The following is a 12,386-nucleotide window of genomic DNA, read 5'->3' as shown; positions in this document are numbered from 1 at the left end:
GGATAGGGTCCTTAAATCAATGTATATGCATCTATGGTTGTGTTGATGGCGTCGCATGTGTTGTGGATTGCGTTTTCTGTCGCGCAATACGGGGATTTTTGGGCTCATTTGAGAAGTTCGAATTCGCCCTATTGTTTTCAGCATCAGAATTGCCTTATAAAGAAGTATAAATATAAAAAAAACGGGACACGCGCCTGACTGAGAAATGGCATGCAAATGCCGCCCCAAACAGGAAGTTAGGGAGCCAGTGCGCGTTATGTCGGATACGACGTTTGAAGTACGAGTCCAGCGTGGGGAACGCTGGATCATTCATTCGACCTTTGATGTCGAGAAAGAGGCGGTTAACGAAGCTGAGAAGCTTTTAAAGACCAAGATCTCTGCGGTTCGGGTTGTTCGTGATTGGGAACGCGCCGACGGTCGTCATATTGAAAAGGTCCTTCTGGAAAAACAGGGTGCTGGTGAAGACGACGACAAGGATGTTCGTGTCTCAGCCATTGAAGATGCGCCGCTTTGTGATTCCGATAACGACCTGTTGCAGTCGGAAAGCCGCGCGACGATCAATCGTCTGCTACGCAAATATTTCGAACAGGAAATCCTGACACCTTGCGAGGTGATGTATAATTACCAGAACCTGCGCAAATTGATGTTCCATGATACATTGATGCCGACCGCAGTCGACAAGGTGGCCGGCATTCATGCCAAGGCGACCGACGGCGACCATATTGAGGCCATGAACAAGCTGCATGGCGCAATTGAACAGTTGGCAGCCCGTGCGCGCGAGGTTGAAAAGGTCGACCTGCCGGCGTTTGAAGATGCGACCATTTCCGAAGTCCGTGATGAAATTCGCCGTCTGAACCTTGCGGAAGACACCGACTTCCTGACGATGGTTGCGCTTACGCGCGTTCTATCATCAAGCCGCAACTGGGTGGGTAAGCTTGATCTGGCGCTGAAGGTCAAGGGGGACGAGAAAGACGAGGCAGCGCGTAAGCTGCTTGACGATGTTATTGCCGATATCCTTGGATCGCCGGTGGCGCTGAAAGAACTGCTTGGCAGTTCGCGAAGCTTTGGCGACGCGGTTATCCTGCATATTGATCTGGCGATGGGGCGTGCACACGGCAATCGCGGGGCGGCGGATGATATTCTTGAACTGCTTAACCCGCTGTTCGGGTCGGGATTGCTTTCGACATCGCAGGATGCGCTGTTTGACTATATCGTTCGCGAGTTGCGCAGTGCAAACAGCCTGACCCGTCATGAAGGGGATCATGATCCGCTGGTCGGTATTCTGGATCGTCTGATTAGTGAGAAGGGGGTCGTTTACGGCGCACCGATGGTAACGGCCATTGCCGAGCGTGGCGCACGTCTGCGAAATGTTGGCGGCCCACGGGCATTGATTGACGGTGTTGCAGAAATCAACGGCCGCATGGGGCCGAATTGCCGCAAGATGGCCTGGCTTCTGGCGGTTGTTAATTCGGGGATTGTCGAGGATTTTGGCGAAGAAGTTTTCGACATGCTGATGGATACGGTCAAGGATATGCGGGCATTGCGCGCTTTCTGCGACAGTGAAGCCAAACCGCGCGACAAGATGGCGACGGTCACGGTGATGAATGATGCGCTTCAGGCATCGAACCTTTCCGACGAGCAGAAACAACGCATTGGTGACAAGCTGGACGAGGGACTGGCCGATTATCTGGTGCGTGAAAAGGTGATCGAGCGGATCGACAATCCGTCGCTTCATCTGCGCAAACGCGCCTATATGCTGGTGCAATTCTGTTCGAGTGGCGTTCTGATCGAAGGCAAATCGGCATCGATGGCGCGAAAAAGGGTCGTCGGATATTTGAAGCAGCCCAATTTCACCGACAAGCTGGTTGATGACATCAAGGACATGACGGCCAAGGAAGGCACGATTCGTGACTTCTATGCCCTGCTGCAGCGAAGCGGTTTTTAGGGGGGGCTGAACCCGTGTTTGGTGGGGAGACGCAGTAAAAACTGCGAAGAGACACACCCCGCGAAGATTGTTGCAGCATATGCTGTGGCAAGATTCGTGGGGTGTTTGTCATTGTTGCCATTCGTTTCGTGAGGCATGCTGCATTCCTGAATAAAGGGGATCGCCATGCCAGAGCGCATTACCAACACCACAAGCATCAGAATGATTGCCTGTTTTGCCTTTGACGATGTCATGAGTCTTGATGTTGTCGGGCCCTTACAGGTTTTTGCATCCGCCAATGCCGAACTGGAGCGGCAGGGGCGTGAACGCGGCTATGAGGTGCTGGTGATTGCCGATGCGGCAGGGCCAGTGCCGACATCGGGCGGTTTCAGGCTGTATGCCGATCTGGATTGGCGGGAGTTGGAGCTGCAAGCGACCGATACGGTGCTGATTGCCGGGGGCGATGGTGTCAATCGGGTGCGCGAGCGGCGGGATATACTGGATTGGCTGGTACAGGTCGAAATGTGCGTGCCAAGGCTTGGTTCGGTCTGTTCCGGAGCGTTGATCCTTGCCGAGGCAGGATTGTTGGACGGGCGTCTGGCAACCACGCATTGGTCGCGATGTGATGAGATGCGCAAATGTTTCCCCAAGGTCGATGTAACCGAAGATCGTTTGTACAGTTATGATGCGCAGGGCCTGGATGGTGATCCACATATCTTTACCTCAGCCGGGGTGACGGCGGGTATTGATCTGGCGCTAGCACTGGTGGAGGCGGATCACGGGCGGGTAATTGCTCTTGCCGTAGCACGACGTCTGGTGATGTTCTTAAAACGGCCGGGCGGGCAGGCACAGTTTTCTGCCTATCTGACACCCGCCATCGGAACCACGGCACAGCTTGCCGGATTGCTGGAATGGATACCGGGCAATCTGGATGGTGATCTGTCGCTGGAAGTTCTGGCAAATCGTGCGGGGATGTCAGCACGGACATTTTCACGGGTATTCACCCGTGATCTGGGCATGACACCGGCACGTTATGTTGAACGGGTCCGGATCGAAGCCGCGCGTGCCCTTTTGCATGATGATGGCATGACGGTGACGCGTGTGGCGCGGCTTTGCGGTTTTGGCCATCCGGAAACCCTGCGCCGGGCCTTTCAACGCCATTTATCTGTCAGTCCGCAGGAATACGCTGATCGTTTCGGACGAAGGCCGGTGGCCGTTCCGGTTTAGGTGAACGGCGAAGATATTTTCGTAATCATCTGTTTTTATTGGAGTTGGCAACATGCTGTTACTGACCAATGGATCAGTGCGTCTGCTATTTATTGCCCAGGCATTGTACTGGTCCTGTTCGCTGATCGGGATAACCCTGACATCACTGATCGGGATTGATCTGGCACCGATGGCGGAACTGGCGACCCTGCCATTGGCCTTGCTGGTTGTGGGCAATCTGGTTTGTGTGCATCCGCTGTCGATGATCATGCAGCATTATGGCAGGCGCACGGGATTGTTTCTGGGAGCGGCGAGCGGCGTGGTTGGCGGTGCTGTCGTGGCGGGTGGTGTGTATCAGGCGGAATTTTTGCTGGTGTGTCTGGGCACGTTTTTGATTGGCGGATATCAGGCATCGGCAATGTATTACCGTTATACCGCCCTTGAGGCGGTCCGAGATGATCAGAAAGGTCGTGCGGCGGCACTTGTGGTTGGTGGCGGTGTTCTGGCGGCGCTGATCGCGCCGGAAATTGCCAGCTATACGCGTAACATGGTCGCGATTCCATTTGCCGGATCGTATCTGGCATTGGCCGGGTTGGCGACCATCGCAGCCCTGATCATGTTGATGTTGCGTGATGGCGGGGTTCCTGCAAAAACGCGCACCGGTGGTGCGGTCATGCTGGAACTGTTGCGCCGTCCAAGGTTGCGCGGGGCGATTGCCATCAGTGCGGCGGGGCATGGCATCATGATCCTTGTGATGACGGCAACACCGCTTGCCATGAAGTTTTGCGGGTTTGATGTTGATACGGCGGCGAATATTATTCGCTGGCACATTATCGGCATGTTTTTACCGGCCTTTGTCGCCGGCCCGATGATTGACCGGTTTGGCGCGCGTTTGATGGCGGTGGTCGGCGCGCTGGCGCTGGTGTTCAGTGTGGTCTTTGCCGTGTCGGGGATCAGTTTTTCGGCGTTTCTCATCAGTTCGTTTTTGCTTGGGATCGGTTGGAACCTGATGCTTCTGGCGGGGACGACTCTTTTGGGCGAGGGGCATGACGCATCGGAACGCGGCCATGCGCAAAGCCTGATGGAGCTTGGCAACAGCATTACCGGAACCGTGGCATCGCTGGTGGCAGGTGCGCTGATTGCCGGGGCGGGGTGGAACATCATCAATTTCGGTGTTTTGCCGGTGCTTCTGGTTGCCATTTTCCTGATGTGGGCTGGGGGCCGCAAACCGGTGACGCAAGGCGTATGACGTACATAAAGAAACCGCCGGTCAAACGACCGGCGGTTCGAGTTGCAGGGCGAACGGGGAGTGTCGCCCCGGCGCGATCTCGTATCGCGTGGTGTCACGGGCGGGAATGACCGCGCCGCTGTATCCGGGCAATAAAAAACCGGCCCTCAGGCCGGTTGTGCATTCATTGTCGGGCTGTGGGCCGCGACGAATTCCTTGATCTTTTGCAGGACAAATTCACGAGATGAGTTTTCACGGGTGCGAAACAGCACTTCGCCATCATGAATGACAAGACCGAGATAGACCGGGCTTGTGTGGCCTTCCTTGCTGAGTTTCAGGGCGCGAAGGGTATGACCGTTGTCATCCGTGCTCTGATAGATGGTGCGCATGATGCTTTAACCTGCTTTCTGTCTCTGACGGGTTCAAACCGGAAAAAGAAGCTTACAGTGCCCTTATGACAGCCAAGTTTTTCGCTGCGATGACAGCAATATGATGGTTTGAAGACTCTTTTGATCCTCAACCGCAAAAGGCAATGGCAAAGCCCTTCAAAAAGCTGGTGGTTTCATTCGCCCGATTTGATAAAAGAAAACGACCAGATCGCCTGTTTCCGGCATTGACATGGGATGATGCGATGTTTAAGAAAGGCGTCGTTCCGCACGGAACAGCAAAGAGATAAGGGCAAGTGGCCGAGTGGCTGAAGGCGCTCCCCTGCTAAGGGAGTATGGGGTCAAAAGCCCCATCGAGGGTTCGAATCCCTCCTTGTCCGCCAGTGAAACAAGCGCCCAAGACGGGCGCTTTTTTCTCTTCCGCACCAAATAACAAAACAAAAACAATGGTTTATGTGGTTGGCATTCGTCGCGCTTGACGTATGATCGCGGTATGAATACCCTCGCGCCTTCGGTTTTGGTACACATTTTGGTACACACTTTGGTACACGGGGCGGGATTCATGGGCGAGAATGCGCGCAGATATATCACCCGGCGCGGGGTGAAATATTCCTATCGTCGCCGCGTACCATCGGATCTTGAGGATGTGCTGGGGCGAGAGGTCAAGATATCGCTTAAGACCGATAGTTATGACATGGCGTGTGACCGTGTCGGCGCGGTCAATGACCGGGTCATGGCCTATTGGGATGACCTGCGCGCGACCGGCAAGGCGACCCTGATTGCCGAACGTTATGCCAATGCCCGTGCGCTGGCCGGGCGGCTGGGCTGGCGATATCGCACCGCCGATGACCTGGCAGTGAACGCGACGGCGGGCGAGGTGATCGAACGCCTTGAAGCCCTTGACGGGGTCGATGACCGGCGGATCACGACGGCCGTTCTGGGCGCTGCCCCCGAGCCGCAATTGCGCCTGTCGGGGCTGTTTGCCGAATATGAAAGCCTGACGCGCGATCAGCGGGTTGGCAAGTCCGACCGGCAGATCAAGGTCGCCCTTGGTCCGTACAGGCGATCCGTCGCCAGCCTCATCGATGAAATCGGCGACAAGGTGGTGTCGGAGATCGAGCGGGCCGACGCGCTGGCGTTTCGCGCCAGATGGTCGCGGCGCATGACCGAGGAAGGGCTTTCGCCCAAATCGGCCAACAAGGAATTCAACAGCCTGCGCGCCATGTTCCGCACGATTGGCGATGCCTATCTGGGCGGGCGTGCGAATCCGTTCGTCAATATTTCCTTTGCCACCAAAAAGGCGGGCGGCAAAAAGCGCGGCGCAACCGTATCGGCGCAATGGGCCTATGACGTGGTGTTATCGCCGCTTGCGATCATGGCCGGGATGAATGATGAAGCCCGCCTGATTACCGCGATACTGGCCGAAACCGGGGCACGGCCCAGCGAGATATGCGGATTGCTGCCCGATGATATCCGGCTTGATGGCAAGGTGCCCTATATCCAGATCAGCCCGAACCGGATCCGGCAGCTTAAGAACGAACCATCAGAACGGCAGATACCGCTGGTTGGCGGGGCGTTGCCCGCGGCGGCGGCATTGATCAATGCGGGCGGGATCGTGCGGTATCTTGGCAACAATACCGGGTTTTCCAATGCGGTGAACAAGTTCATGCGCGATCATCATGCGTTCGAGCATGGCAGGCAAAGCCTGTATAGCCTGCGGCATTGCTTCGAGGATCGGTTAACCGCAGTCGAGGCCCCGGACAAGATTGCCGCAGCCCTGATGGGGCACAAGTTCCACCGGGAAAAATACGGGGCAGGGCCATCGCTGGCGCAAAAGCGCGACTGGCTTTTGAGGATATCGCTTATGCCGACTTCATCAGATCGGACATCAGGCTTTCCAGTGCAGCGGGTTGGCTGATGCGGTTGCGTTCGTCATAAAGCTTTTTGGCCAGCGCCATCAGTTGGCCGTCTTCAAACAGATCGCCCTGGTCGCGCATGATGCGGGCGAGTATCGCCAACGCATTGTCGATACGGGCAAGCGTTACCGGCTCGCCCGTATCAATGCGCCGCGATCCCTTGAACATGATTGCGGCGGGTTTGGTCATGCGGCGCTGCTTTCTTCGTCGGCGGAGTTTTCCTTGCAATCGACGATTTTCCAGCGCGCAATGGATGCGTATATGTTGTCGTATCTCAGAAACTCGCCGAGATCGTATGACGACTTGATATCGTTGAAGTGCCGGACGGCCTGATCCGCGAATGCGTTGGCAATTTCCGCCGTGCTATGGTACGCCAGATTGTGGAGTTCATCCGGCGTCATATCCACCTGCCGCGCAAGTTTCTCGCGGTTTCCAGGCTCAATGTCGTCGAGTTCGAGTGACAGGGTTATCGTAAGTTTGCGTTTCATGCTGCAATCCTTTCAAGTGCCCAGCCGCCCCACTGGTCGGCGCAGGCGTCGGCCATGCCGGGAAAGAACCGGCTGCGTTCCTTTGCCCGTTCCGGGCCGGGTGGCATCCGGTGGACCCGGCACCATTTTTTCCATTCGTCGCTGCCGCGTTCGGGTTCTGGCAGTTTTTGGGTCGGTGTCAGGCACGGCAGGTTTTTGAGATACCAGCCGGTGTTTTTATATTCCGGGTGCCCGAAATGGTGGGGCTGCACCATCTGCGGGGCTGGCAGGTCATCGGGCATGTGGGCCTTTGCTATGTCGTGCATTTCCGGGTTCTCGATCGCGATGCGATCAACCGGCGCACGCCAGCAGGCCGTGAACAGGTCAACCCCGTCCTTGAATTCCTGTTTCATGCTTTCCCATGTGCGACCGCGCGGCAGCTTTTTGGGTGGGGTCATGAAGCCCTCGCCCGAAAGCCAGCGCCGCCCGGCCCGGCAAAGGCGGGTGCAAGGCGGGTGGGCGACAATCAGCAAGTCCCAGCCGTCTGCCAGGATATCGCGAATGTCGCCCGTGATATGCTTGTTCGATCGATCTTCGGCGGGAAGCAGATCGCACGACCATGCGTCGTGCCCGCGGGCAGCAAAGGCCCGGCGCACGGTGCCGGTAAACTCGCATCCTACGAGTACGCGCAGGGTTGTCATGCTGCCTGCTCCCGTTCTGCCAGCAGCAGATTAAGTTTTGCCTCGCTGATTTCTTCGCAGCCTTCGGGCACCGGCAGATCGGCGATGATTTTCAACTGGTCCTTGACCGACGTTCCGAGCATGTTTTTGTCGGTCAGGAACAGGTAGAAAAGATCGTCCTTATAGCCAAGCTGGCAGCGGCAGGCCGTGTCGATACCCAGCCAAAGGGCGGGTTCGCTATTGCGGCGGTCATAGCCGGGGATGGGTGGCAGAATGCGAATTTCATCCCAGATATCCATGGCTGCTTTTTTTCGGCTGTCGCGTGAGGGGTGCCAGTATCCCTGCTTGCGGTCCCGTATCCATTCCGGGCCGGGTTTCCTTACTGCCGTGATGCCGATCAGCCGACCGTCAAGGCCGGACCAGAAACGGGTGCCGCCATATTTCTTGGCAAACTCGGTGGCGGCGTCAAAGCCGTATTCGTGCCGTGCGCGATAGTCGTTGGCCCTGTCGAGCATCGGCCCAGATTTGATCATGAAATAGCGCATCACGCATTCCCCCGCGCAATCCGGTCCGGGAAGGTGCATTGGGTGATGTGGACCCATGCGCTTTCGCGGTCTTTGGTGGTGGCGTGGAACTGGAAATCGACCAGGATGCGACCGCCGGGAAGGGCGGCAACGCAGGTGGCGGGGCGGATCATGCCGCGATGCTGGTGCGGGTGGCCTGCCGGGTCCATCACCACGACGTTAAGCCGTTCGCCCATGGTCGGCAGGGCGTTGTCGGCATGGTCGGCAAGGATTTTTGCCATGCGGGCGCGGCGGGGGTCGCACAGGATATCGTCGGGCGTGTGAAGGCGAAGCGGGCCTGGGGTGGTGTCGTTGGCTGCGTCGCGAAGGGCCGCGATCTGATCGTCGCTAAAGGCTGATGCGGCGATGGTGAAAGGCTGAAGTCTGGTAACCATGGGGTCGGTTCCTTTTCTGACTGGCTGATCCTTGCGGCCTGCTGCCCGATCGCAATCGCGATCAGGGCGCAGGCGGTGAATTTCGCAAGGGGCAGGATCGGGTTCATGCGGCGAAGGTGCCGGACTTCACCAATTCGCTTTCGGCGGTCCGGTTTTCGTTGGCGGATACGGTTGGAAAGGCGTTGTGTTCGACGCCGTCCAGCAGGCGTCCGGCGGCTTTTTTGCCGACCTTCTGGAATACGGCATGTGATTCGCCGTCCGAAACAAATGACAACCCATCATTCCAATTGGGATCGCTTTCCATTTCGCTAGGAAACAGGTTGTGGCCGTCCACGTATGCATCATTTTGTGACAGCCAGAACGGAGCGTCGGCAGATTCCCATGGCAACCATGCGCCCCACTGCTTAAAGAAGAACGGCACGCTCGCCGCCTTGCATTGATCGCGTAGAGATCGCGCCCAGTCCGGGTGCATCGTGCGGGCCTTGTGGCCGCTTTCGCCGCCGCAGATGACCCAGTCGATGGTCGCGCCCTTGAAGGCTTCGTCATCTTCGATATCGAGACCTTCGTTATCGAGGCAATTGAAGCTCCATTCGCCGGTCGGGAGATCGGCAATGATAAGGTTATCCAGTTCCACAGGGCCAAGCAGCGGCTCCGCGCTGATAAAGCGCACCGCTGCCGGTGTGGTCAACAGGGTCGGGATGCGTTCAATGGCGGTTGCCTGATCCTCGGCACTGGTGCCGATCCAGACATTCGGCAGGGGCAGATGAACCGCCAGCCACATCGAAGGATCTTCGCGGGTTCGTTCAAAGTGGATGCGCTGCGCGGCCCCTTCAATCATGGCATCGCGGAAACCTTCCAGCCTGCCACCGTCGTTATTGTCGATCGATGTCATGTATTGCCGGGTGGCTTCGATCCGTTTTGTCAGAACGATAAAGGTGTGCTGCGGGCAAAGGGCTGCGATGGCAAAGATATCGTCAATCCATTCGTCGCAGTGTCCCTCGTAAAACAGGTCCGTCATGCTGCACACAAAGATCGTGCGCGGTTTTTTCCACATCAAAGGCTGCCGGACCACGATAGCGTCAAGGAAGATTTCGACCTGATCGGCATCCTGTGCGGCATAGCGCACCGGGTTTTTGAACCGCTTCTGGAAGTCGGCGGCGTAACAGTTCTGGCAGCCTGCGCTGACTTTGGTGCAGAAATGGCCGGTGCCGCCGGTTGCCTTGTTCCGCGCCCGGATCGGGTTCCATGTCTCGCCCTTGGTGTCGGGTCGCTGGGTCCATTCTATTTTGGTCATGATGGTTCCTTTCACGCCGCCGCAATCAGCCGGGCCATGCGGAGGCTGTTGCCGGTCAGTTCGGTTGCGTGGGGCTGGGTGATGCCAATGGCGCGGTTCATCGCGTTGGCGATGCGGGTGGCGTAAAACAGGGTGGCATAGGGGCCGATCAGGGCATCCATGCGGGTTGATCCCGGTTTGTGTTCGGCGCACCAGGCGATATGCACGGTTTCGGCTGGCTCACAGCCGCCAACGCTGCGCGCAGTTTCGACACAGAAGGCGATGCGCGACAGCGTGCAATCGCGGATCTGATGGGCCCTGAATATCTCGTGATCGAACAGCAGGTGATCGATCTTCTTCTGCAGTACGATGATATCTGACGCGATCAGAAGCGGGTTGAAGCCAGCGCCGCATTCGGCGATCTGTTTGCGCCAGCGGGTGGCGTTGTGGGTTATCAGCCTGCCGCGATACTCATCTGCAGGCTTTGCATCCACCATGGCAAAGAAATCGCGCAGCGCACGGGTATGCGCGTTGCGATCAGACACTTGATCCTGATGATTGCGCAGGCAATCAAGCTGATCGATCACGGCGGCCAGCCAGTCGGTTCTGGCAAGCTGTTCGCGGGCGGTTGCGCGGTCTTCATCGGATGCGCAACCCTGTTCATGGGCCGCCGCGTAGGCCAGAAAGTTCTGGCGCGCGACCTGATAGGCGGTTTCACTTGGTTTGAACATGGGGGTTCCTTTCAGGTCAGGCGGCTTTGGCGACCGGCAGGTCCAGCGCCTTGTTAAGGTCCTGGGTGATGGTCGCGGGGAGTTGAGCCTTGGCCGGTTCCGGCGGCAGGAAGGGTTCGACCTCTGGCCAGATTTCAAGCAGGCGTTTGGTGCTGCCAACGCTTTTCAAAACGGCTTCGGCCTTGGCTGCTGCCTGCGCTTTGCGTTCCTTCAAATCCTTGCGGGCGTTTTCCAGTGCGGTCCATTCAAGGGTAAAGGCGTGTTGCGCGTCGTACGCTGTGCTGCGCATGGTCGATCCGCTATAGCGGTCGATATAGAAGCAGCGCCGTTCGCTGGAAAATTTCAACGTGTCCCGGCACCCGGCGAAGTTGACAAAGGTGTCGCGCGTGACCGGCAATGCGCCGTCCGGCATGCTTTCCATCTGTTTGCGCGTCGCATTGCCGTAATAGTCACAATAGAGTTTGTCGGCGAGGGTCGTTTCCATCTGGTCGATGGCTTCCTGATCGGCAGTGAAGCGGTGCTTGATCAGGGCTTCAATGATGTCGTTACGGATTTCGTTTGAGAGTTTCATGGTTGGTTCCTTTTGCCTTATGGGCAAATGTCACTGAGCTCAAAATTGAGCCGAGTGATATGGGTGTGTCGAAGATCACCACCGGCGCAATTTTGAGCCGGTGCTCCCCTCAAAATTGAAGGGAGTGCGGGTCATTTGACCTCCGCAATGGCGGGTTTGATGATGGTGGCAAGGCGGGTCAGGCCCTTGGCCGTGATGCGTACCTGTTCGGTCACCTTTTCCGAACCGTCGCCGCGCCAGACCGTTGTCGTCTTGTGTTCCAGAAGGCCCTGCGCGGTTTTGGACTGATAGCCAAGCCATGTGGCGGAGCCGGGCCGCTTATAGGTCCAGCCATTCTGCGCCAGCCATGCAAACAGGTCCTTGGGCCGCATTTGCAGGACCTTGGCGGCGTTGGTGATGCACATGGTGCCATCGGCCTGCGCGATGCGGTCGAGTGCATCCAGCTTTGGTTTGGCTTCCTCGATCTGATGTTCGAGTGCGATGACCTTTTCGGAATAGGTCAGAAGCAGGCCGCGCAATGCGGTCGGATCATTAAGCTGCTGGTGGATGTCGGTCGGGCTGGTGGTGGTGCCTTCCATCCGTTCGCGAACAACGGTGTTGCACCACATATGGAATTCCGGCGACAGGTACTTGGCATAGGCCATGCCGACCTGCCAGTGGGCTGCCGTCGTTCCGGTTCTGCCCTTGCCGATCTCTAAAAGGTGGGAAATTTCCACATTTAAACTGTCAGCCAAGAACAAGCAGAATTTTTGCGCATCTGCCGAACGAAGCCATTCCGCCGGTTTACGGGATGGGTCGCTGTCCGCAGCGCGCCACATATCTGTCAGGTTCAGTTTGTCGTCATTAACCCGAATCGCCGCCCCGTTGTAAGACAGTGTGGTAGCGGAGTTGTCATTGAAGGCTTGAAGTTGTGCATTCATCGCAAAAGCGCCCTTTGCTGTATTGAACGGGCAAAGGGTGTCGTTAATATTCGTAATTGTCAACGATTAATTAGGATAAAATAACGAATAATAACGGCAGAAAACTGCGCTCAGTGTCGGAATATC

The 12,386-nt window shown here is 57.0% G+C and carries 14 protein-coding genes and 1 tRNA gene; 5 read left to right on the top strand and 10 right to left on the bottom strand.

Going from position 1 to position 12,386, the window contains the following annotated elements; genetic code table 11:
- Positions 1–256 precede the first annotated feature (256 nt).
- The 3 genes from BC440_RS11165 (at position 257) to BC440_RS11155 (ending at position 4,379) form a co-directional block, all read left to right on the top strand.
- Positions 257–1,945 (top strand): hypothetical protein, encoded by a 1,689-nt coding sequence (locus BC440_RS11165; RefSeq protein WP_063092965.1) that lies wholly within the window; start codon positions 257–259, stop codon positions 1,943–1,945.
- A 165-nt stretch (positions 1,946–2,110) separates the two neighbouring features.
- Positions 2,111–3,151: a GlxA family transcriptional regulator gene (locus tag BC440_RS11160; protein ID WP_083379349.1), complete on the top strand. Its 1,041-nt coding sequence runs from the start codon at positions 2,111–2,113 to the stop codon at positions 3,149–3,151.
- Between the two features lie 52 nt (positions 3,152–3,203).
- Complete coding sequence (locus BC440_RS11155) at positions 3,204–4,379, top strand: MFS transporter (protein ID WP_071240156.1); 1,176 nt, start codon at positions 3,204–3,206, stop codon at positions 4,377–4,379.
- Positions 4,380–4,525: 146 nt separating this feature from the next.
- Here the strand turns inward: BC440_RS11155 and BC440_RS11150 are convergent, their stop codons facing one another.
- On the bottom strand, positions 4,526–4,747 hold the full coding sequence (locus BC440_RS11150; protein WP_071240155.1) for a hypothetical protein: 222 nt from the start codon (positions 4,745–4,747) through the stop codon (positions 4,526–4,528).
- Positions 4,748–5,034: 287 nt separating this feature from the next.
- Between BC440_RS11150 and BC440_RS11145 the strand changes: the two genes are divergently transcribed.
- Together BC440_RS11145 and BC440_RS11140 are read left to right on the top strand one after the other, a co-directional pair.
- Positions 5,035–5,127 (top strand) — tRNA-Ser (locus tag BC440_RS11145).
- A 179-nt stretch (positions 5,128–5,306) separates the two neighbouring features.
- Positions 5,307–6,662, top strand: coding sequence for a DUF6538 domain-containing protein (locus BC440_RS11140; RefSeq protein ID WP_175484481.1), 1,356 nt, complete (start codon positions 5,307–5,309; stop codon positions 6,660–6,662).
- On the opposite strand, the gene BC440_RS11135 is transcribed toward BC440_RS11140, so the two are convergent.
- From BC440_RS11135 to BC440_RS11095, 9 genes are all read right to left on the bottom strand, one after another.
- Complete coding sequence (locus BC440_RS11135; protein ID WP_071240154.1) at positions 6,607–6,849, bottom strand: hypothetical protein; 243 nt, start codon at positions 6,847–6,849, stop codon at positions 6,607–6,609. The two genes, BC440_RS11140 and BC440_RS11135, sit on opposite strands and share 56 nt — an antisense overlap.
- Positions 6,846–7,148 carry a hypothetical protein gene (locus tag BC440_RS11130; protein ID WP_071240153.1) on the bottom strand — a complete coding sequence of 101 codons (303 nt, stop codon included), beginning with the start codon at positions 7,146–7,148 and terminating at the stop codon, positions 6,846–6,848. The genes BC440_RS11135 and BC440_RS11130 overlap by 4 nt, the downstream gene beginning before the upstream one ends.
- On the bottom strand, positions 7,145–7,828 hold the full coding sequence (locus BC440_RS11125; protein WP_063092973.1) for a hypothetical protein: 684 nt from the start codon (positions 7,826–7,828) through the stop codon (positions 7,145–7,147). The genes BC440_RS11130 and BC440_RS11125 overlap by 4 nt, the downstream gene beginning before the upstream one ends.
- Positions 7,825–8,352, bottom strand: a complete 528-nt coding sequence (locus tag BC440_RS11120; protein WP_063092974.1) for a hypothetical protein — start codon at positions 8,350–8,352, stop codon at positions 7,825–7,827. Before BC440_RS11120 ends, BC440_RS11125 begins: the two co-directional genes overlap by 4 nt.
- Positions 8,352–8,765: a hypothetical protein gene (locus BC440_RS11115; RefSeq protein ID WP_063092975.1), complete on the bottom strand. Its 414-nt coding sequence runs from the start codon at positions 8,763–8,765 to the stop codon at positions 8,352–8,354. Before BC440_RS11115 ends, BC440_RS11120 begins: the two co-directional genes overlap by 1 nt.
- A gap of 103 nt (positions 8,766–8,868) precedes the next feature.
- Positions 8,869–10,059 (bottom strand): phage Gp37/Gp68 family protein, encoded by a 1,191-nt coding sequence (locus BC440_RS11110; RefSeq protein ID WP_071240152.1) that lies wholly within the window; start codon positions 10,057–10,059, stop codon positions 8,869–8,871.
- 11 nt (positions 10,060–10,070) lie between these two features.
- A complete protein-coding gene (locus tag BC440_RS11105) occupies positions 10,071–10,769 on the bottom strand; it encodes a hypothetical protein (protein WP_071240151.1) in 699 nt (232 codons plus the stop codon).
- A 16-nt stretch (positions 10,770–10,785) separates the two neighbouring features.
- The gene (locus BC440_RS22405; RefSeq protein WP_083379347.1) at positions 10,786–11,340 is read right to left on the bottom strand and encodes an Nmad5 family putative nucleotide modification protein; all 555 of its coding nucleotides are present in this window, start codon (positions 11,338–11,340) and stop codon (positions 10,786–10,788) included.
- Between the two features lie 131 nt (positions 11,341–11,471).
- Entirely contained in the window at positions 11,472–12,260 is a 789-nt protein-coding gene (locus tag BC440_RS11095) for a phage antirepressor KilAC domain-containing protein (protein WP_071240150.1), read from the bottom strand.
- Positions 12,261–12,386 lie beyond the last annotated feature (126 nt).

Source organism: Thalassospira sp. MIT1004, assembly GCF_001858545.1.
Classification (GTDB): Bacteria; Pseudomonadota; Alphaproteobacteria; order Rhodospirillales; family Thalassospiraceae; genus Thalassospira; species Thalassospira xiamenensis.
Note: the sequence above shows the minus strand (reverse complement) of the source record. Positions and strands in the feature narration are given on the sequence as shown.

What these genes read in the sequence shown, in the direction of transcription:
- BC440_RS11110 (WP_071240152.1), bottom strand. Translation starts at nt 10,059, where the DNA reads ATGACCAAAATAGAATGGACCCAGCGACCCGACACCAAGGGCGAGACA.
- BC440_RS11105 (WP_071240151.1), bottom strand. Translation starts at nt 10,769, where the DNA reads ATGTTCAAACCAAGTGAAACCGCCTATCAGGTCGCGCGCCAGAACTTT.
- BC440_RS11130 (WP_071240153.1), bottom strand. Translation starts at nt 7,148, where the DNA reads ATGAAACGCAAACTTACGATAACCCTGTCACTCGAACTCGACGACATT.
- BC440_RS11160 (WP_083379349.1), top strand. Translation starts at nt 2,111, where the DNA reads ATGCCAGAGCGCATTACCAACACCACAAGCATCAGAATGATTGCCTGT.
- BC440_RS11155 (WP_071240156.1), top strand. Translation starts at nt 3,204, where the DNA reads ATGCTGTTACTGACCAATGGATCAGTGCGTCTGCTATTTATTGCCCAG.
- BC440_RS11150 (WP_071240155.1), bottom strand. Translation starts at nt 4,747, where the DNA reads ATGCGCACCATCTATCAGAGCACGGATGACAACGGTCATACCCTTCGC.
- BC440_RS11120 (WP_063092974.1), bottom strand. Translation starts at nt 8,352, where the DNA reads ATGCGCTATTTCATGATCAAATCTGGGCCGATGCTCGACAGGGCCAAC.
- BC440_RS11135 (WP_071240154.1), bottom strand. Translation starts at nt 6,849, where the DNA reads ATGACCAAACCCGCCGCAATCATGTTCAAGGGATCGCGGCGCATTGAT.
- BC440_RS11140 (WP_175484481.1), top strand. Translation starts at nt 5,307, where the DNA reads ATGGGCGAGAATGCGCGCAGATATATCACCCGGCGCGGGGTGAAATAT.
- BC440_RS11165 (WP_063092965.1), top strand. Translation starts at nt 257, where the DNA reads ATGTCGGATACGACGTTTGAAGTACGAGTCCAGCGTGGGGAACGCTGG.
- BC440_RS11125 (WP_063092973.1), bottom strand. Translation starts at nt 7,828, where the DNA reads ATGACAACCCTGCGCGTACTCGTAGGATGCGAGTTTACCGGCACCGTG.
- BC440_RS22405 (WP_083379347.1), bottom strand. Translation starts at nt 11,340, where the DNA reads ATGAAACTCTCAAACGAAATCCGTAACGACATCATTGAAGCCCTGATC.
- BC440_RS11095 (WP_071240150.1), bottom strand. Translation starts at nt 12,260, where the DNA reads ATGAATGCACAACTTCAAGCCTTCAATGACAACTCCGCTACCACACTG.
- BC440_RS11115 (WP_063092975.1), bottom strand. Translation starts at nt 8,765, where the DNA reads ATGGTTACCAGACTTCAGCCTTTCACCATCGCCGCATCAGCCTTTAGC.